Source organism: Sporosarcina sp. FSL K6-2383 (genome assembly GCF_038618305.1).
Classification (GTDB): domain Bacteria; phylum Bacillota; class Bacilli; order Bacillales_A; family Planococcaceae; genus Sporosarcina.
Genome location: NZ_CP152017.1, coordinates 1626987 through 1652169, shown reverse-complemented (window position 1 = coordinate 1652169; position 25183 = coordinate 1626987). Strand labels below are relative to the sequence as shown.

The 25183-nt window shown below is 42.5% G+C and carries 25 protein-coding genes; 2 read left to right on the top strand and 23 right to left on the bottom strand.

Annotated elements, in window-relative coordinates; genetic code table 11:
* Positions 1-18 precede the first annotated feature (18 nt).
* Positions 19-255, bottom strand: a complete 237-nt coding sequence (locus MKZ10_RS08230) for a YneF family protein (protein ID WP_342509633.1) — start codon at positions 253-255, stop codon at positions 19-21.
* 167 nt (positions 256-422) lie between these two features.
* On the opposite strand from MKZ10_RS08230, the gene MKZ10_RS08225 reads away from it, so the two are divergent.
* Positions 423-818 carry a hypothetical protein gene (locus MKZ10_RS08225; RefSeq protein ID WP_342509631.1) on the top strand — a complete coding sequence of 132 codons (396 nt, stop codon included), beginning with the start codon at positions 423-425 and terminating at the stop codon, positions 816-818.
* A gap of 68 nt (positions 819-886) precedes the next feature.
* Here MKZ10_RS08225 and sirA read toward each other — a convergent pair whose 3' ends face one another.
* The 5 genes from sirA to MKZ10_RS08200 form a co-directional block, all read right to left on the bottom strand.
* Complete coding sequence (gene sirA, locus MKZ10_RS08220) at positions 887-1336, bottom strand: sporulation inhibitor of replication protein SirA (RefSeq protein WP_342509629.1); 450 nt, start codon at positions 1334-1336, stop codon at positions 887-889.
* A 360-nt stretch (positions 1337-1696) separates the two neighbouring features.
* Positions 1697-3703 (bottom strand): transketolase, encoded by a 2007-nt coding sequence (tkt, locus tag MKZ10_RS08215; protein WP_342509627.1) that lies wholly within the window; start codon positions 3701-3703, stop codon positions 1697-1699.
* 75 nt (positions 3704-3778) lie between these two features.
* Positions 3779-4012 (bottom strand): DUF896 domain-containing protein, encoded by a 234-nt coding sequence (locus tag MKZ10_RS08210; protein ID WP_342509625.1) that lies wholly within the window; start codon positions 4010-4012, stop codon positions 3779-3781.
* Between the two features lie 67 nt (positions 4013-4079).
* On the bottom strand, positions 4080-4739 hold the full coding sequence (locus MKZ10_RS08205; protein WP_342509622.1) for a recombinase family protein: 660 nt from the start codon (positions 4737-4739) through the stop codon (positions 4080-4082).
* Complete coding sequence (locus tag MKZ10_RS08200) at positions 4736-5050, bottom strand: LysM peptidoglycan-binding domain-containing protein (RefSeq protein WP_342509621.1); 315 nt, start codon at positions 5048-5050, stop codon at positions 4736-4738. Before MKZ10_RS08200 ends, MKZ10_RS08205 begins: the two co-directional genes overlap by 4 nt.
* 204 nt (positions 5051-5254) lie before the next feature.
* Here MKZ10_RS08200 and lexA point away from each other — a divergent pair, with 204 nt between their 5' ends.
* Positions 5255-5875 carry a transcriptional repressor LexA gene (gene lexA, locus MKZ10_RS08195; RefSeq protein ID WP_342509619.1) on the top strand — a complete coding sequence of 207 codons (621 nt, stop codon included), beginning with the start codon at positions 5255-5257 and terminating at the stop codon, positions 5873-5875.
* Positions 5876-5955: 80 nt separating this feature from the next.
* Here the strand turns inward: lexA and MKZ10_RS08190 are convergent, their stop codons facing one another.
* From MKZ10_RS08190 to MKZ10_RS08110, 17 genes are all read right to left on the bottom strand, one after another.
* Complete coding sequence (locus MKZ10_RS08190; RefSeq protein ID WP_342509617.1) at positions 5956-7221, bottom strand: methionine gamma-lyase family protein; 1266 nt, start codon at positions 7219-7221, stop codon at positions 5956-5958.
* A 141-nt stretch (positions 7222-7362) separates the two neighbouring features.
* Positions 7363-7587 carry an RNA chaperone Hfq gene (gene hfq, locus MKZ10_RS08185; RefSeq protein ID WP_342509615.1) on the bottom strand — a complete coding sequence of 75 codons (225 nt, stop codon included), beginning with the start codon at positions 7585-7587 and terminating at the stop codon, positions 7363-7365.
* Positions 7588-7632: 45 nt separating this feature from the next.
* Positions 7633-8580 (bottom strand): tRNA (adenosine(37)-N6)-dimethylallyltransferase MiaA, encoded by a 948-nt coding sequence (gene miaA, locus MKZ10_RS08180; protein ID WP_342509613.1) that lies wholly within the window; start codon positions 8578-8580, stop codon positions 7633-7635.
* Positions 8577-9491, bottom strand: a complete 915-nt coding sequence (locus tag MKZ10_RS08175) for a lysophospholipase (RefSeq protein ID WP_342509611.1) — start codon at positions 9489-9491, stop codon at positions 8577-8579. The genes miaA and MKZ10_RS08175 overlap by 4 nt, the downstream gene beginning before the upstream one ends.
* 23 nt (positions 9492-9514) lie before the next feature.
* Positions 9515-11338, bottom strand: a complete 1824-nt coding sequence (gene mutL / locus MKZ10_RS08170) for a DNA mismatch repair endonuclease MutL (protein ID WP_342509609.1) — start codon at positions 11336-11338, stop codon at positions 9515-9517.
* A 294-nt stretch (positions 11339-11632) separates the two neighbouring features.
* Positions 11633-14230: a DNA mismatch repair protein MutS gene (gene mutS, locus MKZ10_RS08165; RefSeq protein WP_342509607.1), complete on the bottom strand. Its 2598-nt coding sequence runs from the start codon at positions 14228-14230 to the stop codon at positions 11633-11635.
* Positions 14231-14396: 166 nt separating this feature from the next.
* On the bottom strand, positions 14397-14948 hold the full coding sequence (cotE, locus tag MKZ10_RS08160; protein WP_342509605.1) for an outer spore coat protein CotE: 552 nt from the start codon (positions 14946-14948) through the stop codon (positions 14397-14399).
* 155 nt (positions 14949-15103) lie between these two features.
* Positions 15104-15535 (bottom strand): RicAFT regulatory complex protein RicA family protein, encoded by a 432-nt coding sequence (locus MKZ10_RS08155; protein ID WP_342509603.1) that lies wholly within the window; start codon positions 15533-15535, stop codon positions 15104-15106.
* Positions 15535-17067 (bottom strand): tRNA (N6-isopentenyl adenosine(37)-C2)-methylthiotransferase MiaB, encoded by a 1533-nt coding sequence (miaB, locus tag MKZ10_RS08150; protein WP_342509601.1) that lies wholly within the window; start codon positions 17065-17067, stop codon positions 15535-15537. The genes MKZ10_RS08155 and miaB overlap by 1 nt, the downstream gene beginning before the upstream one ends.
* A 186-nt stretch (positions 17068-17253) precedes the next feature.
* Positions 17254-17520, bottom strand: coding sequence for a stage V sporulation protein S (locus tag MKZ10_RS08145; RefSeq protein WP_203246292.1), 267 nt, complete (start codon positions 17518-17520; stop codon positions 17254-17256).
* Positions 17521-17606: 86 nt separating this feature from the next.
* On the bottom strand, positions 17607-18404 hold the full coding sequence (locus tag MKZ10_RS08140; protein ID WP_342509599.1) for a TIGR00282 family metallophosphoesterase: 798 nt from the start codon (positions 18402-18404) through the stop codon (positions 17607-17609).
* Between the two features lie 64 nt (positions 18405-18468).
* A complete protein-coding gene (gene rny, locus MKZ10_RS08135; protein WP_342509597.1) occupies positions 18469-20028 on the bottom strand; it encodes a ribonuclease Y in 1560 nt (519 codons plus the stop codon).
* Between the two features lie 215 nt (positions 20029-20243).
* Positions 20244-21308: a recombinase RecA gene (gene recA / locus MKZ10_RS08130; protein WP_342509595.1), complete on the bottom strand. Its 1065-nt coding sequence runs from the start codon at positions 21306-21308 to the stop codon at positions 20244-20246.
* A gap of 228 nt (positions 21309-21536) precedes the next feature.
* Complete coding sequence (locus MKZ10_RS08125; protein ID WP_342509593.1) at positions 21537-22778, bottom strand: competence/damage-inducible protein A; 1242 nt, start codon at positions 22776-22778, stop codon at positions 21537-21539.
* Between the two features lie 14 nt (positions 22779-22792).
* Complete coding sequence (gene pgsA, locus MKZ10_RS08120; protein WP_342509591.1) at positions 22793-23371, bottom strand: CDP-diacylglycerol--glycerol-3-phosphate 3-phosphatidyltransferase; 579 nt, start codon at positions 23369-23371, stop codon at positions 22793-22795.
* Between the two features lie 47 nt (positions 23372-23418).
* Positions 23419-24300 (bottom strand): RodZ domain-containing protein, encoded by an 882-nt coding sequence (locus MKZ10_RS08115; RefSeq protein WP_342509590.1) that lies wholly within the window; start codon positions 24298-24300, stop codon positions 23419-23421.
* A 16-nt stretch (positions 24301-24316) separates the two neighbouring features.
* Complete coding sequence (locus MKZ10_RS08110) at positions 24317-25114, bottom strand: DUF3388 domain-containing protein (protein ID WP_342509588.1); 798 nt, start codon at positions 25112-25114, stop codon at positions 24317-24319.
* Between the last annotated feature and the right edge of the window lie 69 nt (positions 25115-25183).

Genomic DNA, 25183 nt, shown 5'->3' with positions numbered 1-25183 from the left:
TGGTCGATTACATGATGATTATTTCTTTTTCATACCTTTGTCACTAGCTTTGTTCATTTGTGCCATCATTTGATTGATTTTCTTTTGTGATGGCTTTTGCCCCATTTGCATCATCATCATACGTAACATTTCTTCATTAATCGGCGGGTTGTCTTTCAAATATTTCATCATATATTGACGTGCAATGAAAAATCCAAGTGCCACACCTGCTGCTAGCGCAACGATGACTATTATAATCCACCAAATTGTTCCCATCGTTAATTACCTCCTTCACTTCCATCATTCGAGTGTACTCCACCATGATGGATTATACAGTATAGCGGTAGTGAATGGCAATGGTACTACATGAAAAATTCCTTTCATGATATACTGGCAATATCGAAATATTTTTCTGAAAGAAAATAAAGGAAAGGATGTTAGCCATGAGCGAACAGCTTTTGCAACAAATTTTGATTGAGTTTAAAGAAATGAGAACTGAAATGCAAGAGTTTAAGACTGAAATACAAGGATTTAAAACCGAAATGCAAGGGTTTAAGACTGAAATGCAAGGATTTAAAACCGAAATGCAAGGGTTTAAGACTGAACAACAAAGCATGAAAGTACAGCTTGATGAAAATACACAACTGACACGTGCTATCTTTGACAGACAAGAAGAAACAGACGCCAAGCTGGAAAACTTAACAATGGATGTCCACAAACTGCATGGCGAAGTAGCAGAAATAAAAGATATTTTGGATTTCACGTATCAAAAAACAACTCGAAATGAATTGGAAATCTATAAGTTGAAAAAAAATACCGACATGCATGTTCATGAATAACACAAGAGCCACGTAAAAGAGACCCACCAACACGCAAGCGGACCTCTTTTACGTGACTCTATTTATGTTCATAAAAATACGTTTTCTTCCCTCATGCGAAGATCCGCATATTTAACTGGCTTTAACCAGCCCCACTCCCCCTGTCCATCCATTACAGCAAAGAAACGGTCGCCCGAGCCGGATAAGGCAACGAACAGATCAAGGTCCAGCATACGAGAGCCGTCACAAAACACGTTTAATGAATAGGATGAACGTGAGATGAGGATAGACCCCTTAACGGGATGCGTCAACTTATATTCACCATCTCGGCACTCAATGGATGTGAAGCCTTTACCAAGATTCGTCACGATCGCTTCATTGATTAATTCCTCTTCCAGTCGATCACATAAATAATCCACTTCTCGCATACAATCATGTTGCTGTCCATCTTCTTTCAAGAGGTCATACAATAGCCTTTCACGTCCAATGACGAATGGCTGGTACATTTCTTTCACTTTGTAAATTCCGTATGATCGCAATTTCGCCACCCCCTATTACTAAGGTACATTGTTTGGAATGAAAAGGCTGTCATATTGCGGAATAGAACAGCACTATTATTGTCGGAAAAGATAGATAAGTTAAGGTGCTATAAAAAACGTTCCATTATCCCTATTACTATGGGTTAATGGAACGTTTTTATTTAATTAATTACGCCAAGGCGTAATTGCGTCCAAATTTTGAATTGCGCTCGAGGCCTACAGGATGTAGGATGTAGGTCATGCAGTCATTGCGACAGGACGTCGCGAACTTAAACTGCCTTCCTTAACTCCCCTCAAAATTTGTGACATCCTCCGGAGGACTACTAACTTACTTCAGCAAAGGTTTTCTGCTGAAGTGAGTTAGTTATTGAATAGTGCTTTCACTTTTGCAATAACATTTTCTTCTGTGAAACCGAATTCTCTAATTACTGTTTCACCAGGCGCACTTGCACCAAATGTATCGATAGCAATAATTGCACCTTCGTCACCAACATATTTATGCCAGCCTAGTGATACAGCCATTTCGATACCAAGACGTTTTTTAACAGACTTCGGCAAGACGCTTTGCTTGTATGCTTCATCTTGCTTCTCGAAAAGATCCCAAGAAGGCATAGAGACAACAGCTACATCGATACCGTCGGCTGCCAATTTCGCTTGTGCAGCAACAGCTAATCCTACTTCAGAACCCGTTGCAATCAAAATTGCATCTGCTTGTTCTTTTGTAGCAGGTGAAACTGTGTAGGCACCTTTTTTAACGCCTTCCATTGCCAATTCAGCAGATTTCGCTAGTGTCGGCAAGTTTTGACGTGATAGAACGAGTGCAGTTGGTGTACTTTCTGATGACACTGCAATATTCCATGCAGCTGCTGTTTCGTTCGCATCTGCTGGACGGATTACTGATAGACCTGGCATTGCACGAAGTGAAGCTAACTGCTCAACTGGCTCGTGTGTTGGACCATCTTCTCCAACTGCTACACTATCGTGTGTAAATACGTATGTGACAGGAACACCCATAAGTGCTGACAGTCTGATTGCTGGGCGAACATAGTCACTGAATACGAAGAACGTACCGCCGAATACATGTAAGCCACCGTGAAGAGCCATACCGTTTAGCGCTGTACCCATAGCAAATTCACGTACACCGAACCAAATATTGCGGCCAGAGTAGTCCGTTGGAAGGAAATCGCCTGCGCCATTGATTGTTGTTTTGTTAGAACCAGCAAGGTCTGCACTTCCTCCAAAGAATGACGGCAGCATTTTTGCAATCGCGTTGATAGCATCACCAGATGCAGAACGCGATGCATGTGATGTACCCGCTTCATACGCTGGCAAAGAATTTTCAAAGTCAGCTGGTAGTTTACGGTCAATTGCATCTTTCAACTGCTGGGCAAGCTCCGCATGTTCAGTCTCATATTGAGTGAATAGCTCTGTCCATTGTTGTTCCTTTTGAGCACCTAGTGTTTCAGCTGCTTGTTGGAATGTCTCGTAGACACCTTCAGGTACATGGAAATCTTCTTCAAATGTCCATTTATAGTTTTCTTTTGTTAGTTTCGCTTCATCCGCACCAAGTGGCATTCCGTGTGCGTCTGATTTTCCAGCTCTGTTCGGTGAACCAAAACCAATAACCGTTTTCACTTCAATAATTGTTGGACCACCCGTGTTACCTTTTGCAGCTTCAATCGCTTGTGAAACTTCAGCGACATCGTTACCGTCTGCCACTCGGATATAATTCCAACCGTATGATTCAAAACGCTTACGTGTATTTTCAGAGAATGACATGCCAAGATCGCCGTCAAGTGAAATATCATTACTATCATAAAGTACAATTAATTTGTCCAATTGTAAGTGTCCTGCAAGAGAAATAGCCTCTGCCGCAACACCTTCCATTAGATCACCATCACCACAAAGCGCATACGTAAAATGGTCAACAACGTCGAAATTAGGTTTATTGTATGTAGCAGCAAGATGTTTTTCTGCCATCGCCACACCAACTGCCATTCCAATTCCTTGACCTAGTGGACCAGTTGTTGCTTCAACGCCAACTGTGTGGCGGTATTCTGGATGACCTGGAGTTAAAGAGCCCCATTGTCTAAAGTTTTTAAGCTCTTCCATCGGAAGACCATAACCACCCAAATGAAGTAGGCTATATAAAAGCGCCGAACCATGCCCCGCTGAGAGGATAAAGCGATCGCGGTTGAACCATTGTGGATTTGAAGGGTTGTGGTGCATGTGTTTTGTCCAAAGCGTGTAAGCCATTGGTGCTGCGCCCATCGGTAATCCCGGATGCCCTGAATTTGCTTTTTCAATTGCATCGATGGATAGTGTACGGATTGTATTAATTGCTAACTGATCAATCTGTTGAGTCATTGTATACTTCCTCTCCCGTAAAATCTATTTTTCTACAACTCCTAGTTTAGACAATTTGCGCAATGATTGCAAAGGTCAGTTCAAGTATTTGCTATTGCGAGCTTGTTTCACCTTATCCGGTGTCACATCATTGCCATCAGGATCGATTATTTTGACCTGCTCAATTGTACCACGCATGGACGACCTGAATGTTTCCAAGTATTCCTTGCGCAGAAGCGTTTGTTCCTTGGCTTCTTCAAGTGTTAAGCCGGTTGTTTTTGATTTTTTTGAAAGTTCATTAATGCGGTTCATTTTTTCTGGTAATAACATTTGTCTTCCTCCATTTTGTTTCTTGAATACATAAAACGTATACAAAAAGAGCAGAAAGTGCAACCAATCAGCCTTTCTGCTCCCATTCATATTCTTTAAAACGACGATGGACGGTTGCTTTACTAATGTCATGCCCAAGTCCTTTTAACACATCTGTAATTTCTTCATAAGTGAGTCCTTTTGCCCGAAGTGTCACAATTTCCTGGACAGGCACTTCCAGTCGTTCACGACCTTCTGCATTGCCTCTATTTCTCAAGTTACGCTCAGGACGATAACCTTCTCGCACTGCGCGTTTCATCCCCCGCCTAATTTTAGCATTATGTAATTTGCGTTGATATTCCTCGACAATCGCTAAGATTTCAAGCAACATCGTGTCCATTTCGTTCAGTGCAATTGGACCGCTATCATTCCGTGAATAAATAGCTGTATTCGTTTTCGCTAGCAAATGCAACACAGCCATCCGTGCATTACCGCGCCCTAGTCTTGTTTCATCTTGGATTAAAACTGCATCGACTTCTTCATCACGAATAAAATCTAGTAAACCCAGTAGCCCTTCACGATCAATATCAAAACCACTATGTTTGTCCTTGAATACGCCTTGCACATCCAGACCGAGTTCCTCTGCCAACTCGACGAGTTCTTCTTCCTGTCGTACAAGTGACATTTCCTGTGCATCCTTTTCTGTACTGACCCGACAATAGAGCGCACATGTCTTCCCTTCATTCACCGATCATCACCTGCAAGCTGCGTTATTACTTTAAAGTCCTCAACGATTTCAAAGGTTGGTAAAATCAACTCTTCTCCTGTTCTGATTGTAACAGTTGGAAGATCATTTAACCGCATCACTTCTTTCATCCATTGATCCTTAGACGTATTTTCTGCATGATGAAGCGCAAGCCCCCAAAGTGTATCGCCCTCCATCACTGTAATTTCTGTAATCGTGTGCTCTTTCAAAGATTTCGTAGTACCTATAATTGCAAAACCCATACATAAGGCAATAAGTAGTAAAATATAGCTGTTATTTTTAATAAAAGTCATGATAATCCCCCTCTAGAATGTTTGTTCGGAATACTTGTTCTTAGTATAGGAAATATAAAAACAAATGTCAACAGTTTTTTAGAACCTGTGTTTGCCATTTATTCGCAATGCTGATATACTGAACATATTGAAATAAGACGACTGTTCGTGACTAGCTTCACGACTTTCAAAAATGAGTAGAATATGAGTTAAGGGGTGAATGGAATGAAAAAAATTTCGAAGAGGCAGGAAGACATTTTGTCCTTCATTAAAGCTGAAGTAAAGAAAAAAGGTTATCCGCCATCCGTAAGAGAAATTGGTGAAGCTGTTGGTCTTGCATCTAGTTCGACTGTTCATGGTCATCTTGCACGATTGGAAAGTAAAGGCTTCATTAGGCGGGATCCTACAAAACCAAGAGCTATTGAAATTCTTGATCCGGATGGCTTAGAAGCGATGAAACCAGGTGTTCTCAACGTTCCGCTAGTTGGCAAGGTGACAGCAGGTTTACCGATTACTGCAATTGAAAATATCGAGGAATACTTCCCATTACCAGAATCATTTGGGACAACCGAGGACAAACTCTTTATGCTTGAAATTGTTGGAAACAGTATGATTGAAGCCGGCATTTTAAACGGCGACCATGTTATCGTCAAACAGCAACAAACCGCACAAAATGGTGAAATCGTTGTGGCGATGACTGAGGATGATGAGGCTACAGTGAAGCGTTTCTTTAAAGAGAAGGATTATTTCCGTCTTCAACCTGAGAACTCTTCAATGGATCCTATCATCGTTGACAATGTATCTATTTTAGGTAAAGTTGTTGGTGTCTATCGTTATATCCACTAAATCTATCTATGTAAAAGAGCTGTTCCCTTTGAATGGGAACAGCTCTTTTGGTGTGGAAGGATAGGTTTTGGCGACAAATCTTACCGTTTAATCAAACCATCAACTATCAGCTTCTCGACTGAAGACAGCACTGCCGCTTTCACATGCTCATACGTCAATCCACCCTGCACATAGGCTGTGTATGGCGGTCTGATTGGGCCGTCAGCCGTCAATTCGATGCTTGAGCCCTGGATGAACGTTCCCGCCGCCATGATGACGTCGTCAGTGTAGCCAGGCATATACGATGGCTCTGGCGCGTAATGCGCATTGATCGGCGAGTTGGCTTGGATTGTTCGACAGAAAGCAATCATTTGGTCGGCGTTAGCAAAGGATACCGATTGGATTAAATCTGTTCTTTTCTCTGTATAATGAGGCGATGTCGTCAATCCAAAATCTTCAAGCAGCGCTGCTGTAAATAGCGCCCCCTTCACCGCTTGACTAACAACGTGTGGCGCAAGGAAGAAGCCCTGGTACATCTCTAGCAGTGTATCTAGTGATGCCCCAGCCTCCGCCCCAAGTCCCGGTGACGTCATGCGATAAGCACATTGTTCAACAAGATCGGCACGTCCCGCAATGTAGCCACCTGTTCGTACAAGTCCACCACCAGGATTTTTAATGAGCGAGCCTGCCATTAAATCAGCTCCTACCTGCGTCGGCTCTTTCTCCTCAACAAATTCCCCATAACAATTATCGACGAATACGACAACTTCAGGATTAATCGCCTTTACTTTATGAACCATTTCACCAATTTCATCTACCAAGAAGGATGGACGATCCGAATAGCCTTTCGATCGTTGAATCCCAATCATTTTCGTTTTACTATGCATATTTTTGATAACTTCATCAAAATCGACAGAACCATCTTCATTCAGGTCAATATGCTTATATGAAATGCCGTAATCTTGTAATGAACCGGTATCTTTCCCTTTACCGGATACAATGGATTCCAACGTATCATACGGTTTCCCTGTAATATAAAGCAGCTCGTCTCCAGGGCGCAAAATACCGAAGAGGCTGATGGAAATCGCATGTGTCCCAGAAATAATTTGATTGCGCACGAGACAATCCTCCGCCCCGAACACATCAGCATAGACCTGTTCCAGCACGTCACGACCACTATCATCGTATCCATAGCCCGTAGAGCCTGTGAGATGAAAATCACTCACCATATTTTTTCGGAACGCTGCAAGCACTTTCCGTTGATTGTAGAATGCTATTTTTTCAACAGCTTTAAAAAACGGAGTAAGCTTCTCTTCGATTGCTTCCGCTTTGGCAAATAATAATTCATCTTGTTGTTCCAACATCATGTTAATTCCTCATTCCGTTTCAATAGTCACTTCATTATCTTATCAGTCTGTTCGTATAGGTCAATCATTATAGGACTTTGCTTGAAATTCAATCATAAGAAAAGCGGAACGAGGTGACAATCCCCGTTCCGCTTTTCTACATTACTCTTCATCTTTCAAAATTACTGGTTTCGCTGGGACATAAGTAGAAATCGCATGTTTGTAAATCAATTGCTGTTTGCCATCTGATTCAAGTAAAACAGTATAATTGTCATACGATTTAATAAGTCCTTTCAATTGAAATCCGTTGAGTAAAAATACCGTTACAAATGTGTTATTCTTTCGTAACGAGTTTAAAAAAGTTTCTTGCATGTTGCCCTGTGCCATACGTGGAATCCTCCTGTTGGTATGCTTATATTTCTCCTACTCCCCTTACCTTATTCGCTTTCCATGCGCAAAATCCTGCATAATTGTCAAAATTCCCTGAACGATTTCTATAGTCCCCAATTGTGCATCGAACCAATCCACTTCTAGCTTGTTGCGAAAGTAAGTCATTTGTCGTTTTGCATAATGACGTGTATTTTTTTTAATCAGTTCAATAGCCTCATCAAGCAACAGGTTTCCTTCAATCATTTGATGAAGTTCCTTATAGCCAATTGCTTGAACAGATTGCATATCCCGAATACCCGCATCCCATAAGTTTTTCGCCTCTGCAAACAATCCTTTGTCCATCATCATGTCTACGCGGCGATCAATTCGCTCATACAGCACTTCACGATCCATCTCAAGACCAATTAGCAGATGATTGTAAAGCCCTTCATGCCCTGCATTCTCTTCATGATCACCTTTTGTTTTACCCGTCACTTCCATAATTTCAAGAGCACGCACAAGTCGGCGATGATTATTCGGGTGAATTTTTTCAGCACCTGCCGGATCGACTGCCACCAGCCTTGCATACAAAGAGGCAGCCCCTTGCTCTACCAATTCCTGCTCTAGTCGTTGTCGCACCGCGAGATCTGCCGCCTCTTCTGTAAAACGGAAGTCATAGAGCACGGATTGCACGTATAAACCTGTCCCTCCCGCAATAATCGGTGTCTTGCCACGATCTTGAATATCCTTAATCCAATGACGTACAGCCGTTTGATATTCTGCTACCGAAAAGGATTCGTTTGGTTCTTTCACGTCGAATAAATGATGCGGGACACCATCCATTTCCTCAACAGTAATTTTTGCGGTTCCAATATCAAGATTTTTATACACTTGCATCGAGTCACCGTTAATGACTTCCCCACCAATAGCTTTGGCAAGTGCCACACTTAAAGCCGTTTTCCCCGACGCTGTCGGCCCTACAATGGCAATGACTTCCGGTCTCTTGCTCATCGTTGCTCTATCCAATTAGACACAGCTTTAAACACATCTTGACGATTATTTTCATTAAGCATTTCATGTCTACCACCTTCAAATAGCATCACCGTCACATCTTCAATGCCTGCGCTATCATAATGCTGCGCTGCATTCCAAACCCCTTTCCCATGATTACCCACGGGATCCTCAATTCCTGAAAACAACAATATCGGCAAGTCTTTAGGAATGGTGTTAATTTCATCAGTAGCATGTACTTTTCCGATCCCTTCGAATAAATCCGCGAAAAATTTTGTCGTTGGTATAAAACCACAGGCCGGGTCAGCTTCATATTGTGCTACAGCCTTCGGATTATTCGCTAGCCAGTCGAATGGTGTTTTCGGATTTTGTACAGATTTATTGAAACTACCAAACAGTAATTTATTCAAAAAATGATTGGGTTGATCGAAGCCATTTTTCTTACCATGTACATAAGCCAGCACCTGTCCTGCCAAGCGACTTACTCCTGGGTCCCCACCTGTGCCTGAAAATATTGCTAAATCCACTTCGTCACCGTGTAACTGTACATATCTGCGTGCAACAAACGAGCCCATACTATGCCCGAATAATATGAAACGATTAGTCGGATATTGCGTCCGCAATGCTGTTACAATCTCATGGACATCCTGCACAATGCGTTCAAAACCACCTGTATCTGCAAAATGTCCTAATGTACCGTTCAATTCAGCCGTTTTGCCATGTCCTCGGTGATCATGCCCTGTGACGATATAGCCCTGTCCCGCTAAATAATGCGCAAACTCCACGTATCTACCAATATGCTCGGCCATACCATGCAGCAAATGGATATGCCCTTTTGGCTCACTAGTAGGCTGTAAGATGAACGCATGGATTGCAAAACCGTCCGTCATTTCCATTGTCAGGTCCTTCATAATCATCCTCCGTCCTGTTATTTTCACATGACACGTTTAAACATTCTCTCAAGTTCATATGTGGTGAAATGAATGAGTACAGGTCTTCCATGTGGACAAGTGAAAGGATTTTCACATTTCGATAAATCATCCAGCAGCATCTCCATATCCGCTACTGTCAAATAATGATTGGCCTTGATAGAGCGTTTACAACTCATCATAATAGCAGCTTCCTCACGTAGTTTGCCGATATCCACTTTACGTTTTTCCAACACTTGTTCAATGAGTTCTTCGATAATCTCCGTTTCCTGTCCTGCTGGAAACCAGGATGGATATTCCTTTACTGTATAAGAAGCAGGACCGAATTCTTCAAGAAAAATACCAACATCCTGAAGTAATGTGACATTTTCCTGGATTTTCGTTTTATCATCGGCTGAGTAATGAAACATCAGAGGGAGCAATAGTAACTGGCGCTCTCCGTGATTTGGTTTTGCCAACTGATCTCGGAAAAACTCATATTTTATGCGTTCTTGCGCAGCATGTTGGTCAATCATAAAAAAGCCATCTTCGTTTTGTGCCACAATATACGTCCCATGCACCTGCCCAACTGGAACGAGTGAAGGAAACTTTTTTTCTGGCTCAATCACTGGTGGCTCAGAAGCAACTGACGCTTCATTGACCGTCCAAAGGGGTCGTTCACTGACATTCTCTTTGGTTTCCAACGCTTCATATGGTTGATTGGTTGTGGCTCGCTCTGGCTCACTCTTCGGTAAACTCTCTGGGATTGGAGAAGATTTTACAGTATGGAATGAATCCCATATATTCACTTGCTCTGACTGGATTTTCTTAACCGGCTCTTTTTTTATCGCATCTGGCACGATAACGCTTTTTTTAATCGCGTCACGCACTGCTTCTTTAATAACGGTCAACAGATCCCCTTCCTTACTCATACGAATATGCTGTTTGGAAGGATGAACATTGACATCTGTTAAAAAGGGGTCTCCCTCGACATTAATGACAGCGACTGGTGCCCGCCCAATCGGCAAATAGGTGTGAAATGCGTCCAGTACAATATGATTGACGGCGTGACTTTTCACCCATCTACCATTGACGATTAGCGTCATATAATTTTTCGACGCGCGGGTCATTTCTGGTAATGTCACGTAGCCATGTACACTGTAATCCGCGTTTCCACCCGAAAAAGGGACCATTTTTTTGGCAACTGCAATGCCGTATATATCCGAAAGAACGCGACGTTGATCACCATTGCCAGAAGTTTGTAGTAACACTTGGCTATGATGCGAGAGCTTGAATGCAATTGACGGATGGCTAAGTGCCAATCGATTGACGAGGTCTATCGTATGGCCAAGCTCCGTTTGGATGGTTTTCATATATTTTAAACGTGCGGGCGTATTAAAAAATAATTGAGAGACGGTAATGTCCGTCCCTTTACGAAACGCAGCGTTATCATGCTTCGTTAAACGCCCGCCATCCATCTGGACTTCCGTTCCAGACGTTTCCCCATCCGACGTCCACATACTAATTTTGGAGACAGAGGCAATACTAGCGAGTGCTTCTCCTCGAAAACCAAGTGTTCGAATGCGGAACAGATCATGATCGTTGGTAATTTTACTTGTAGCATGACGCTCAAAGGATTGGACGGCATCCTGCCGCGACATCCCTTTCCCATTGTCGGTCACGCGAATGGACGTCAGGCCGGCTTCCTCTAGTGCGATTTCTATGACTGAGCTGTCTGCATCTATGGCGTTTTCAACGAGTTCTTTGACGATGGATGCTGGACGTTCAACGACTTCACCCGCTGCAATTTTATTCGATAACGTATCGTCCATCACTTTAATGATATCCATCCGAATCACCCTTTCTATCAATTACGCCTTGGCGTAATTGTGTCCGGATTTTTTTCGAGCTTGAGGCCTACAGGAAGTAGGTCATGCAGTCGTTGCGAATCGAACAGCAATGGGTTCGATTTGCCATATTTCTGCGTTCTTTGCAGAAATTAAGGCACTTCCTTTCAGGACGTCGCGCACTTAGACTGCCTTCTTAAAGCTCCATTAAAAATCCGTGATATCCGCCGGAGGCTTCATCTGAATTCAGCAGGCGTTTGAACTACTACTGAATGAAATGCTCTTACATTCATCCCATCACTTATTGATACGGGGTTTTCCGCTGAGTTCAGATGAACTAAGCTTTTCTTTCATATCGTAAATGTATTGGAATGCTTGAAGTGGTGTCATATTCAATACATCATACCCTGCTAAAGCTTCGAGCACTTGCTGTTCTACAGCTGAGTGTGCTGGCGGCTCTTCTTTTGATAAATCATCAAAAAAGGTGAGTTGCTGCGGCTCGTCTGCTGGCGTAACTACTTTGTCTGCACTTTCAAATGCGGACAGTAAGTTTTTTGCCCGTTCCAATAGTGGTGCTGGAAGTCCCGCCAGTTCCGCCACGTAAATTCCATAGCTTTTATCAGCTGGACCTGCCATTACTTTATGGAGAAACACTACTTTGCCATCCTGCTCCATCGCAGCGACATGTACATTTTCCAAACGAGATAACTCTTTATCTAAATTCGTTAGTTCATGATAATGTGTCGAGAATAATGTATTGGCCCCAATTTCATGATGAATATACTCCATCATGGCCTGCGCAAGTGCCATGCCGTCATAGGTGGATGTCCCTCGCCCAATTTCATCGAACAATAAGAGACTTTTCTCTGTTGCATTGGCGATTGCATGTTGCGACTCCATCATTTCCATCATGAATGTACTTTGACCCGAGGCAAGGTCATCTGCTGCCCCAATACGCGTGAAAATTTGATCAGTGACAGGCAAAGATGCATGTTCACAAGGTACGTAACAGCCGATTTGTGCCATAACAACCGTCAAAGCTACTTGGCGCATATACGTACTCTTACCGGACATATTTGGCCCAGTAATGAGTAGCATATTCGCTTGTTCTGCTAATTTACAGCTATTTGGCACATAAAGCGAATGATCCATCATCTTTTCAACAACGGGGTGACGACCGTTTTTAATTTCCAAAGCGACACCCTCATGAAATACCGGCTTCACATAATTACGTTTTTCCGACACTGCCGCGAAGGCTAATAGTACATCCAATTCACTTAGGACACTTGCGAGATGTTGAATTTTTCGAATATGCGTTTTCATAGCATCACGGACGCTGCTAAATAGGCGGTATTCCAACTCCTGCCCTTCCGCCTCTGCATTGAGAATTAAGTCTTCCTTGTCTTTCAATTCCGGCGTTATGTAACGTTCTGCATTGGCAAGCGTTTGCTTGCGTTCATAGCGCCCTAAGTCGGCGAGATGAATATTAGATTTCGTGATTTCGATGAAATAGCCAAAGACACGATTATAGCCGATTTTCAGCGTTTTAATACCTGTCCGTTCACGCTCTTCACGTTCAAGCTCTGCCAGCCACACCTTACCGTTTTTTGAAGCATCTCGGTACTGATCAAGTTGGGCATCGTAGCCATCTTTAATAACCCCACCTTCCTTCACAGATAACGGTGGATTTTCGGCTATCGCTGCTTCGAGCGTTGTCAGTGCTTCTTCACAAACGTCAATGCGCTGTGCGAAATGATTCAATAACGGTCGCTGTGCTTCTTGGAGCAAGCGTTTGACCTCTGGTACACGACGCAAGGAGTTTCGTAATTGCGCCAAATCCCTACCACTGGCACTTCCCATTGAAATACGCCCAGCCAATCGCTCCAAATCATAAACTTCCTTCAAGTTCGTTTTCAGCTCATCACTAAGGAAAAACTCCTCCATCAGCTCAGTGACGGTATTCTGTCGATTTTCAATAGCGGTTTGCTGTGCAAGCGGCTGATGAATCCACATTTTCAGCTTACGTGCGCCCATCGCCGTCACAGTTTCATCCAACAACCAGTAGAGTGTGCCTTCCTTACTGCCGTTACGGATTGATTGGACCAATTCGAGATTGCGCATGGAATTAGCGTCTATGGACAGTTTCGCATGCTTTTCGATGAATTCGAATGGGCGGATATGGTCAAGTGCCGTTTTCTGCGTCCGTTTGATGTAGGATACGAGCATCGTACATGCTTCCGTTACAAGCGCAGGAATATTGCCAAACAACTCTATTGTCTCACTTTGTTCATCGCTATGTTCAATAGACAGCACTATATTACGCTTCGCCATGCTATCACTAAGTGCGATATGCAGCCTTTCACCAACAACAATTTCCCTCATCCCGAGCGCTTCAATTTCGGCGATTAACGTCCGTTCATCCCCTTCAACACGCTCTACCTTACCTTCCCCTGTTGCGAGATCAAGATAAGCAAGCGCATAATGGTCGTCATCTAGGCTATCCACAGCACCGATGAAATGATTCCTGCTTGCGTCAATCGTTTTCCCTTCCGTCATTGTACCCGGTGTAATAATTTTTACGACTTCTCTTTTTACAATGCCAATCGCTGTTTTTGGGTCTTCTGTTTGTTCACATATCGCTACTTTATGTCCTTTGCGGACAAGCGTTTCAATATAACCAGCAGCCGAATGATACGGCACGCCACACATTGGAATACGCTCACGCCCCCCTGAGGCATCACGGCTCGTTAACGTAATTTCAAGAATTTGAGATGCCTCTGTTGCATCCGTAAAAAATAGTTCATAAAAATCACCCAACCTAAAAAATAAAAATGCGTCCTCATGCTGTGCCTTCACTTGTAAATATTGCTGAATCATTGGTGTATGTGTTGTCATTTGAATACCTCACTACAGTTACTTTTTTTATCATTATACCACCAAAATCGGGTGACAAAGTACCCAAGTTCTGAAGAAACCTCGTAAACAGGTATCCAACAAAATCAGGAAAGTCTCCAACATCGCGAGAAGTCAAAAAGAAAAAAGCCGGAGTGTTTGCCGGCTCTTAAAAGGATGGTGCATCTTTACCTCTTGGATGTTCGTGCCCGTGACCGCGTCCAGGTCTGTCTTCTTGTCGGGACTCCTCCCGTTTTTCCTGCCGATCGCCATGATTGTGCTCCTGATTTAGTGATGACGATTCATCCCGATAAGGCCATTCTTCTTCAAAATTATGCTGCTCATGGACTAGGACACAAATTTTCGTTTCGCCGATAACCTCCGCGATTAATTCTCGTTCAACGGTAATGATGAATTTTTCCCCGCATTCCGAGATAATCGCTTCTGTACAATTCGGATGCTGGATGACATTTACGATAATTTCTTCATGGCTGGATGTTGGCTCATCACGATAATGTAGACGAATCCTTTCTTTGTACGTCACACATTCTGTGAAAACAGACGTTTTGGAATGATCTTGGTGGGAATACCAGACGTTAACATCGAATTTACCCGTCACTTCAATGTATTTACCAACCTTTTTCGCCTGATGCGTATGGTTGATGACCCAACAGCCTAATATACTTGTGGGGCTATGTGGCGGCTTTAACGTCGCTTTCATTTCAGTCCGCTGCTTCCCTTTTGCAATAATTGTCCTCGCTACGATCTGACGTAAATTTTTCAGCTTGACTCCTCCTCCATTCGCTTCAATCCATTCTATGCAACAAAAGCCCAGAGAGTGAAAAAAATCGGCAGGAAATTTTCCCTGCCGATCTCTTATAGTTTGTCATATGTCGTACTTTTTATATAAGAACCTGTTTCGCCACGTGTTACATCGCCACCTGTTGATCGCATGATTTCATCCGTCACACCGTTAGCAATGGCATTCGATACCAGTTGAAGCAAATCATTAACGTCCATTTGCGATTGCTTGAACTCCTGAACAATCGGCACTCCATCAATGTCAGTTTGAATTTTATCAATTTTACCTTCAACTAAACCCTGTGCTTTTTCTTTCCCATACTGTTGAAAATTAACTGCCTGCTTTTGTAACGTTTTTAAACTCGCAATACTTTCACGGATTTTTTGATTTTCATTAATTTGTGCTTCTGCGCGTTTGTAAAATTCGACTTCTTCTGTATTTGCAATCATCATTGCAATTTCATTGGCTTTTGCGACAATCTCATCTTTTGTATATAATTTTCCCATTAGCTCTTCACCTTTTCCTTTTCTACAACGCCGATAAATTCACCGTCGAGTGACCATGTTTTGGCCTCTGTTATTTTGACATTCACTAGTTTTCCAATGACTGATTGAGGTGCTTTAAAATTGACCAATTTGTTTTTCGCCGTATAGCCTGCAAGTACTTCTGAATTTTTTTTGCTTTCCCCTTCGACAAGTACTTCAACGATTTGATTTTTGTAATGCTTCATCGCCTCTGCCGACCCGTCATTTACAAGCTTATTCAGTCGCTGCAATCGTTCTTTTTTCACTTCCATTGGCACATTATCCTCCATTTTGGCAGCTGGTGTACCATCACGCGGTGAATAAATATACGTGTATGCAATATCGAAGCCGACTTCTTTATATAATGACATTGTCTCTTCAAACTGCTCGTCCGTTTCATTTGGGAAGCCAACAATTATATCCGTCGTCAACGTTACACTCGGAATCGCTTGTTTTATTTTACGGACAAGCCCTAAATAATGCTCGCGTGTATACTTTCTAGACATAATTTTCAAAATATCACTTGAACCCGATTGTACTGGCAGATGGATATGATCGACCAGATTGCCACCTTTGGCAAGTACTTCAATCAAATGGTCATCAAAGTCGCGTGGATGACTCGTTGTAAAACGGATTCTCGCGATATCGATTTTCCGCAAATCATCCATCAAGTCGCCAAAACGGTAGTCAACATCCTCAAAATCCTTTCCATACGCATTGACATTTTGACCTAGTACCGTAATTTCCCGGTAGCCCTGTGCCGCCAATTGGCGTACTTCGTGGATAATGTCCTCAGGTCGTCTACTACGTTCCTTGCCACGCGTGTACGGCACGATACAATACGTACAAAACTTATCGCAGCCATACATAATATTGACCCATGCCTTAATGTTACCGTGACGTACCTTCGGAAGGTTTTCAATAATATCCCCTTCTTTAGACCACACTTCAATAACCATTTCTTTTGAAAGATAAGCTTCGTGTAAAATATGGGGTAGCCTATGAATATTATGGGTACCGAAAATCATATCCACTTGATCGTAAGTCTTCAGGATTTTATTGACCACTGATTCTTCTTGCGACATGCAACCACATACTCCAATAAGTACGTCGGGATTTCGTCTTTTTAGCGATTTCAAATGACCCAGCTCTCCGAACACCTTGTTTTCCGCATTTTCACGAATCGCGCAAGTATTGAGTAACACAACATTCGCATCTTCAACAGTGTCAGTTATTTCATAGCCTAGACCCGTAAAAATCCCTGCCATCACTTCCGTGTCATGTTCATTCATCTGACAGCCGTATGTACGTATATAAAATTTCCGACCTATTCCCATATCGCGAAAGCGTTCGTCGATTTGGAAGTCATCATGATAGGCGATTTCTTCTTTCCCACGCTTTTTCGCGTCTTTCAATGAGGGTGGTGTATAAACAGTTTGGAAATATTGACTATAATCCTTTTCTTCAACTACTGGTTTTACAGATACCGCATTTAAACGCTGTTCCTCATTCATAAAGAACTCCCCTTTCCTACGATCCCTTAGGAATGTACCTATATACTTCTAGTATACTGAATTGAAGGCCTGCTGTACAAGATGAGGCTTCTTTGTCGGTTGTTTGTCACAGGTATAATTTAAAAAATCATAAAAGACCACGGTAAAATAAGCTCCCCGTGGCCTCAATTCTTAAATTTCACTTCATTAACGTGTACGTTTTTCAACGAGTAATTTCAATGCTGTACGTCCCTCACCATTAATCTCAATATCAGTAAAAGCCGGTGCACAGACGAGATCTCCACCACTAGGTGCTACGAACCCACGTGCAATGGCAATTGCCTTTACCGCCTGATTCAAAGCACCTGCACCTACCGCCTGCATTTCTGCATACCCTTGGTCCCGGATAACTGCGACAAGTGCTCCTGCAACTGAATTCGGATTCGAGCGAGATGATACCTTCAATGGATTCACCATTATTCCTCCTTATTGTCCGATATCTATGGAATGGATATCTCCATAAACTATCCTATGAATCGGAGGTGATGTTTAGACGCGAATCATCCTTTGAGGGGACGATCATCATTAATGCTTACACGCTCAACTGCTAATGCTTTTCCAGTTTGATTGTCCAGTTCAACAAAAAGACCGTTCAACTGAGTACGTCCATTTTTAGGTACTTCAAAACGTACAGGCATATTGGTGCGGAATCGGTAAATGACGTCTTCCTTTTTCATCCCTAAAATTTCATCATAAGGGCCCGTCATACCGGCATCCGTCAAATAGGCTGTTCCACCCGGCAAAATGCGATCGTCTGCTGTTTGGACGTGTGTATGCGTTCCTACAACTACTGAAGCCTTGCCATCTAGGTGCCAACCCATCGCAATTTTCTCACTCGTTGCTTCTGCATGGAAATCGACGAATACGAGTGGAGATATCCCTTTCGCTTCGGACACTAGTTCATCCGCTTTTTCAAATGGATCGCCATGTGGCGGTAAAAATGTCCGTCCATGTAAATTAATAATGGACAACGTTACACCATCACGTGAAATCGTCGTCATTCCCCTACCAGGGGCTTCATCCGAAAAGTTCGCCGGGCGAATCAAATAATCTGTCTCGTCGATAAAATCATAAATCTCTTTTTGGTCCCAAGTATGATTGCCCATTGTGACAACATCTACTCCTGCGCGCAGTAAATCGTCAAAAATCGCCTTCGTAATCCCTCTACCCGATGCTGCATTCTCACCGTTTGCAATAATAACATCAGGGCTATATTTTCGTTTCAGCCTAGGTAAATAATCAAACAACATGTCCCGTCCTGGTGAACCTACAATATCGCCTATGAATAATACTTTCATGTACAGTTCTCTCCCAATAGAAAAGGGGGCTTCCGGACCGAAGTGCGCGGAAGCCCCCTTTTAATTATTTTGCGTATTCGACCGCTCGCGTTTCACGAATGACCGTTACTTTAATATGCCCTGGATAATCAAGTTCTTCTTCAATTCGCTTTCGAATATCTCTTGCTAGACGATGCGCGGTAATATCATCAATCTGATCAGGACGAACGATGATTCGAACCTCACGCCCCGCCTGAATCGCAAATGATTTCTCTACACCGTCATAGGATTCTGAAATCTCTTCAAGTTTCTGCAGTCTACGAATGTAGTTTTCCAGTGTTTCACTGCGTGCACCAGGTCTTGCGGCTGATAAAGCATCTGCCGCGGCGACGAGTACCGCAATAACCGAAGTCGCTTCTGTATCCCCATGATGGGATGCAATACTATTAATGACAACTGGATGTTCTTTGTATTTCGTTGCTAGCTCCACACCAATTTCAACATGGCTTCCTTCGACTTCATGGTCAATCGCTTTTCCGATATCATGTAGAAGTCCTGCGCGTCTTGCTAGTGTAACATCCTCACCAAGCTCAGCGGCTAACAGTCCTGACAGGTAGGCAACTTCTGTTGAATGTTTCAAAACATTTTGACCATAGCTTGTACGGAAACGTAATCTACCTAAAATTTTGATAAGATCGGGGTGTAAATTATGAACTCCAATATCAAATGATGTTTGTTCTCCAGTTTCACGGATAAGTTCATCCACTTCACGCCTTGACTTATCAACCATTTCTTCAATTCGAGCTGGGTGAATGCGTCCATCTTGTACAAGTTTCTCTAATGCAAGACGTGCCGTTTCCCGACGAACTGGGTCGAACCCTGATAATATAACTGCTTCTGGTGTATCATCAATAATTAAGTCGATGCCCGTTAAGGTCTCAAGTGTGCGGATATTGCGTCCTTCACGCCCAATGATGCGACCTTTCATTTCATCGTTTGGTAAGTTGACAACTGATACAGTTGTTTCAGCAACATGATCCGCTGCGAAACGTTGCAGTGCGAGTGATAAGATTTCACGTGATTTCTTATCCGATTCTTCCTTCGCACGTTGTTCTGATTCCTTCGTCATAACAGCGATATCTGTAGCGAGTTCTTGCTCCACTTCACTCAGGATAAGTCTTTTCGCTTCATCTCTTGTGAGGGATGATACTCTTTCAAGTTCCGTTTTTTGAACGGCAACAAGTTCTTCCGCCTTGCGTTCCATCTGCTCGATATGCTGTTGTCTTCCGGTTAGCGTTTCTTCCTTACGCTCCAGACCTGCTTCTCTTTTGTTTAGAGCATCATCCTTGCGGTCATGATTTTCTTCCCGTTGTAAAAGGCGGTTTTCCTGTTTTTGCAGTTCCGACCTTCGTACACGGACCTCTGATTCCGCTTCAATTCTCAGTTTGTGAGTTTCATCCTTCGCTTCTAGAAGTGCCTCTTTTTTCATAGCTTCTGCTTCACGCTTCGCCTCTTCGACAATTTGTTCCGCAGTATTTTTGGCACCCGTCACTTTTGAATCATTCACGTTCTTAATAACAAAATAGCTAACACCAGCACCGACAAGCAGACTGACCAAAACGGAGATGATAATAATTTCTAGCATTTAGGCCACCTCCTCTGTCATTCTTTTCATTTTCAGTCGGCTCGTATATCCACATGCAACATACTGCCAAAATCAGTTTAAAGGTATTCAATTATACAATTCTAATTGTATCCGTGTAAAAATGACATGTCAAGGTTTCACAGGTCATCGGGATACAATACTAAAAATAAAAGCCAATCATCCCTTCAAAAAAGGACGATTGGCTTTACTCCGACTTATTTTTTTTCTTCGAGAAGTAATTCTAGTTCTTCATCTTCATCATCTTCGTCATGACCTGCGATAACATAGTTTGCATTCGCAAGGCCATAGGATTCACGAATTTTATTGGAGATTTCTGCACGAATCGCAGGATTTTCCTTCAAAAACTGTTTCGAATTCTCGCGTCCTTGCCCAAGTCGTTCTCCTTCATATGAAAACCATGATCCGCTCTTCTGAACAATTTCGAGTTCAACACCAAGATCAACGATTTCACCTTCTCTAGAAATCCCTTCACCATACATAATATCGACTTCTGCTGTACGGAATGGTGGTGCTACCTTATTTTTTACAACTTTAATGCGTGTCTTGTTTCCAACAATATCGTTGCCCTGTTTAATCGCTTCACCTCGTCGTACATCTATTCGCACAGAAGAATAGAATTTTAGTGCACGTCCACCAGGTGTTACTTCAGGACTTCCAAACATTACGCCTACTTTTTCACGAATCTGGTTAATGAATACGGCTAGTGTATTAGACTTATTAATAGCACCAGAAAGTTTACGTAGAGCTTGTGACATAAGACGAGCTTGCAACCCAATGTGTGAGTCACCCATCTCTCCTTCAATTTCTGCTTTTGGCACGAGTGCTGCAACAGAATCGACAACAATAATATCAACAGCACCACTTCGGACAAGCGCTTCAGCAATTTCGAGTGCTTGCTCACCTGTATCTGGTTGTGAAAGAATTAACTCATCAATATTCACACCTAATTTACGTGCATAAATTGGGTCCAGCGCATGCTCTGCGTCTATAAATGCAGCTGTTCCACCATTTGCTTGTACTTCAGCAATCGCATGGAGAGAAACTGTCGTTTTACCAGAACTCTCAGGTCCATAGATTTCGATAACACGACCTCGTGGATATCCGCCCACACCAAGTGCTGCATCGAGTGCAAGAGACCCTGATGAAGATGTTGAAACTTCTAGGTTAGTCCTTTCGCCAAGTTTCATAACAGACCCTTTACCGAATTGCTTTTCAATTTGTTTTAACGCCATGTCTAAAGCGGCTTTACGATCACTCAAATTATTTCCTCCCTCAAAATAATGTTCTTTTTTTATCAAACACGCCTCAGAGTGTTTGTGTTTGCGTTCAGATTTTCTTACTGTCTCTACTATACTCCGTTATTCAAAAACATTCAACTAAAAACCGAACATTTATTCGAAAGTTTTTTATGAATCTACGTTTTAAATGAGAATAGAGGGCATATATGATTTTTAATTGAGAATAGGGGGCAAAATTAAATTTTGACCTTATTTCTCATCTAGCTGTTGAATGAGATAATAGAGTGCAAATCTTGCTGCTCTTAGACGATTGGCGTTCCTAGAGCCTGATAATAACAATTTATAGGTCACCGGCTCTTCTTCTTTGAAGCAAATGCCAATCCAAACGGTCCCGACCGGCTCTCCGTCATGCGGAGAAGGACCTGCGGCACCTGTAAGACCCACACCGATATCCGTTCCGAACTTACGCTGGATGTTCACCGCTAGTGCTGCTGCACATTCTTCACTCACAATGCCAAATTCATCGAGCAATGTATGATCGATGTCAAGTTGAGCGATTTTCATCTGTTCATTGTAAACGACCATCCCGCCTGCAAGTGATGAGCCAATCCCTGGTTCATTAGCCAACTCCGCCATGAACAAACCAGCTGTTAAACTTTCCGCTGCCGCAATCGTCCAGCCGTTTTGAATTAGTAATTTCGCGGCTTTAGATGATAGTGTTTCATCATCTATCCCGAAGATGAATTCTCCGACAACCGCTCGAATTTCCGCCTCCACTGGTGTGATTAGCTGTAAGGCTTCATCAGCTGAACGTCCTTTTGCAGTTAAGCGTAGTGTCACCGCATCAGCTGTCGCCAAGGGGGCGATTGTTGGATTGGTCTGTTTCTCCAAAATGGATTGGATACGAAATTCAAGCTCTGCCTCTCCAATCCCGTAAAACTTCAGAACACGAGACGTAATAACGTCCTTATTTCCGGTTGCCCCCAACAAATAAGGAATCACTTCATCCCTGAACATCGGTTCCATTTCATGTGGTGGACCAGGCAATAAAATATAGCGCACACCCTCATGCTCTACCGCCATTCCAGGCGCCATCCCCTTACGGTTTGCTAACACAGTAGCCCCTTTAAAAACAAGTGCTTGCTTTTTATTATTATCCGTCATCACACGCCCACTTCGTTCAAAATACTGTTGAATATAGCGAAGTGCTTCCTTATCGCTTACTAATGTCGTGTCAATATGCTTAGAGATCGTCTCTTTCGTCATATCATCCTTCGTTGGCCCAAGCCCACCTGTAAAGATTAATATATCCGCACGTTTCCTAGCAATATCAATGACTTCATCTAATCGAGCAGGATTGTCACCAACAACCGTTTGATAATAAACATCGATACCAATTCCCGCAAGTTTGGATGATATGAATTTAGCGTTTGTATTCGTAATTTGACCGAGCAATAGCTCCGAGCCAACAGCTATAATTTCAGCTTTCATGAATTAACATCCCCTTACATTGAATCGATCAATACACGTCTGTTCTTATAGAAATAGTCAATACCAGACCAAATTGTAAATAGTAGCGCGATATATAGCATAATCATGCCGAATGGCACGCCGATTGATTCGAAAAAGATATTATTCAATAATAGTGATACAATGGCAAGTATTTGCGCTGTCGTTTTAATTTTCCCTAATTGGTTTGCTGCTACAACTTCCCCTCCACCAGCAAGGATCATTCGCAGCCCTGTCACCGCAAATTCGCGGCTAATAATAATAATAACAATCCATGAAGACACTGTTCCCAGTTCAACAAGAATAATTAATGCAGCTGAGACTAATAATTTATCGGCCAATGGGTCTAGAAATTTCCCCATATTCGTTACGAGTCCATGTTTCCTTGCAATATAGCCGTCCAACCAATCTGTAATAGATGCCACAATAAAAATGAGTCCGCCGATCAAATGACCTGTTAGCATTTCAGTGCCTACCACTGTGACAGTGCCCAAACCAAAATCCACAAGCATGAACAACATAAAGACTGGAATAAGTAGCACACGTGATACTGTAATTTTATTTGGTAAATTCATTCGAAATCCCTGTCCTTTCAAAGAAAATAGTCATCTTGGGTAGATGACTATAATTCCTTCTTGTATTCAATAATAATATTTTGTGTTACATCCCCAGTTTCATATTTCAGCAATTCACCATTGACAAAAATTTCGGTAGACTGGGTACGTCCTACACGAATCCTCACTGATTCTGTATCAGAGACGTTTAGTTCAGCCACTCCTCCAGCCTTCATAATAGCAGCATTTGGTACCATCCGTTCTTTCTTGGCACTATCTAATACACCAATCCAAGAATCTCCAGACGTTTTAATTTCAAGGATGAATGTCTCTGCTCCTGTCAATGCATATGTTGACGTTTCTCCATTTGTACTTTCATAAACAAGCGACTGCTCCGGTTTTTCAACCTCTTGATCCGGTTCTTCCTCAATCGAATCCTCTTCAGCACCTTCAACTTCCTTATCAGGCTCTTGCTTTGTAGGAGTTGGTTTCTTTTCAACCGTTACCGGTGGTTCCTCTTGTCCAACGTTGACGTCAAGTTTATTCTTATCTACCCCTGATTGATAAAGGAACCAAAAGACGACAAATATGACAATAATAAATAATGCAACAATCACTTTTGGTATCACTTCATTTAATCGGTTACTGCTTTGCAAGCCTCTTTTCCTCGTCATTGTTGGCGAGGTAATTTGCTGCGTCTCCTCTCTCGAAATAGCCGAAGGAGAGCTGTCCTTATATAACGCTAACATTTCATCGGCATTCAACCCGACTGCCTCTGCGTACTGCTTAATAAAAGCACGGACGTAGAAAGCCCCTGGCATCATACTATATTCTTCGTTTTCGATACCTGAAAGGTACCGTTTTTGTATTTTGGTTATGGACTGTAAATCATCCAATGTAAATCCTTTTGCTATTCTCGCCTCTCGAAGGCGATCACCTAATCCTGTCACTAAAAACACCTACCTGTCAGAAGTTAAATAAGCCCGAACCACCCATTGTCCCTTGGTCGGACATCATATGGTTTTTTTCCATCATATCATATGTAATTTCCTGATCTGGGTCGGTCCTTAGTTCAATAATGTAGTCAAAATCTTCAATGTCATATTCAGAATGTTGTACAAACATATCTGGGTGCTCTACCACTTTTATCGTAGGCATCCGCATCATCTCTCGAACAAGCTGCATATGGCGCTCATCCTCCGCCCGACGCGTCACAATACCATCTAGGATGAAAATATTATCTTCTGAAAACTCGTCACCCATTAAATTATTGCGTACCGTTTGTTTAATCATTGTAGAGGACAGAAAAATCCATTTCTTATTCGCACAGACACTTGCCGCAACAACCGATTCCGTTTTCCCAACACGTGGCATCCCACGAATACCAATCAGTTTATGACCATCCTGTTTAAATATTTCCGCCATGAAATCAACCAAAATTCCCAATTCACTACGAAGAAAGCGAAACGTCTTTCTTTCATCTACATCACGTTGAATATAACGACCATGCCGGACTGCTAAAATATCGCGTAGCTTTGGCTCACGGATTTTCTTCACTTGAATTGTATCCATCGTCGAAGCAATTTGCGCAAAACGTTCAATCTGGTCATCATGATCCGTTCGTAATAACATTCCCCTATGCCCACCATCAACACCATTAATAGTGACAATATTGACACGCAACATCCCAAGTAGCGAAGATATATCGCCAAGAAGACCAGGACGGTTTACTTGTACTTCGTATTCAAGATACCACTCACCCATCCGACACACCCCTTTTGTTAGTAGGACGCACAACAAGCAATATAGTTCTATAATAACGGATATAGTTCA

Bases quoted from the DNA above. Each gene is read 5' to 3' on its own strand.
- MKZ10_RS08125 (WP_342509593.1), bottom strand. From the start codon at position 22,778: ATGAAAGCTGAAATTATAGCTGTTGGCTCGGAGCTATTGCTCGGTCAA.
- cotE (WP_342509605.1), bottom strand. From the start codon at position 14,948: ATGAAAGCGACGTTAAAGCCGCCACATAGCCCCACAAGTATATTAGGC.
- rny (WP_342509597.1), bottom strand. From the start codon at position 20,028: ATGCTAGAAATTATTATCATCTCCGTTTTGGTCAGTCTGCTTGTCGGT.
- MKZ10_RS08175 (WP_342509611.1), bottom strand. From the start codon at position 9,491: ATGAAGGACCTGACAATGGAAATGACGGACGGTTTTGCAATCCATGCG.
- MKZ10_RS08190 (WP_342509617.1), bottom strand. From the start codon at position 7,221: ATGATGTTGGAACAACAAGATGAATTATTATTTGCCAAAGCGGAAGCA.
- MKZ10_RS08155 (WP_342509603.1), bottom strand. From the start codon at position 15,535: ATGGGAAAATTATATACAAAAGATGAGATTGTCGCAAAAGCCAATGAA.
- MKZ10_RS08230 (WP_342509633.1), bottom strand. From the start codon at position 255: ATGGGAACAATTTGGTGGATTATAATAGTCATCGTTGCGCTAGCAGCA.
- MKZ10_RS08210 (WP_342509625.1), bottom strand. From the start codon at position 4,012: ATGTTATTACCAGAAAAAATGAACCGCATTAATGAACTTTCAAAAAAA.
- lexA (WP_342509619.1), top strand. From the start codon at position 5,255: ATGAAAAAAATTTCGAAGAGGCAGGAAGACATTTTGTCCTTCATTAAA.
- miaB (WP_342509601.1), bottom strand. From the start codon at position 17,067: ATGAATGAGGAACAGCGTTTAAATGCGGTATCTGTAAAACCAGTAGTT.
- MKZ10_RS08225 (WP_342509631.1), top strand. From the start codon at position 423: ATGAGCGAACAGCTTTTGCAACAAATTTTGATTGAGTTTAAAGAAATG.
- MKZ10_RS08110 (WP_342509588.1), bottom strand. From the start codon at position 25,114: ATGGGTGAGTGGTATCTTGAATACGAAGTACAAGTAAACCGTCCTGGT.
- tkt (WP_342509627.1), bottom strand. From the start codon at position 3,703: ATGACTCAACAGATTGATCAGTTAGCAATTAATACAATCCGTACACTA.
- MKZ10_RS08200 (WP_342509621.1), bottom strand. From the start codon at position 5,050: ATGACTTTTATTAAAAATAACAGCTATATTTTACTACTTATTGCCTTA.
- MKZ10_RS08140 (WP_342509599.1), bottom strand. From the start codon at position 18,404: ATGAAAGTATTATTCATAGGCGATATTGTAGGTTCACCAGGACGGGAC.
- miaA (WP_342509613.1), bottom strand. From the start codon at position 8,580: ATGAGCAAGAGACCGGAAGTCATTGCCATTGTAGGGCCGACAGCGTCG.
- mutL (WP_342509609.1), bottom strand. From the start codon at position 11,338: ATGGATATCATTAAAGTGATGGACGATACGTTATCGAATAAAATTGCA.
- hfq (WP_342509615.1), bottom strand. From the start codon at position 7,587: ATGGCACAGGGCAACATGCAAGAAACTTTTTTAAACTCGTTACGAAAG.
- pgsA (WP_342509591.1), bottom strand. From the start codon at position 23,371: ATGAATTTACCAAATAAAATTACAGTATCACGTGTGCTACTTATTCCA.
- mutS (WP_342509607.1), bottom strand. From the start codon at position 14,230: ATGACAACACATACACCAATGATTCAGCAATATTTACAAGTGAAGGCA.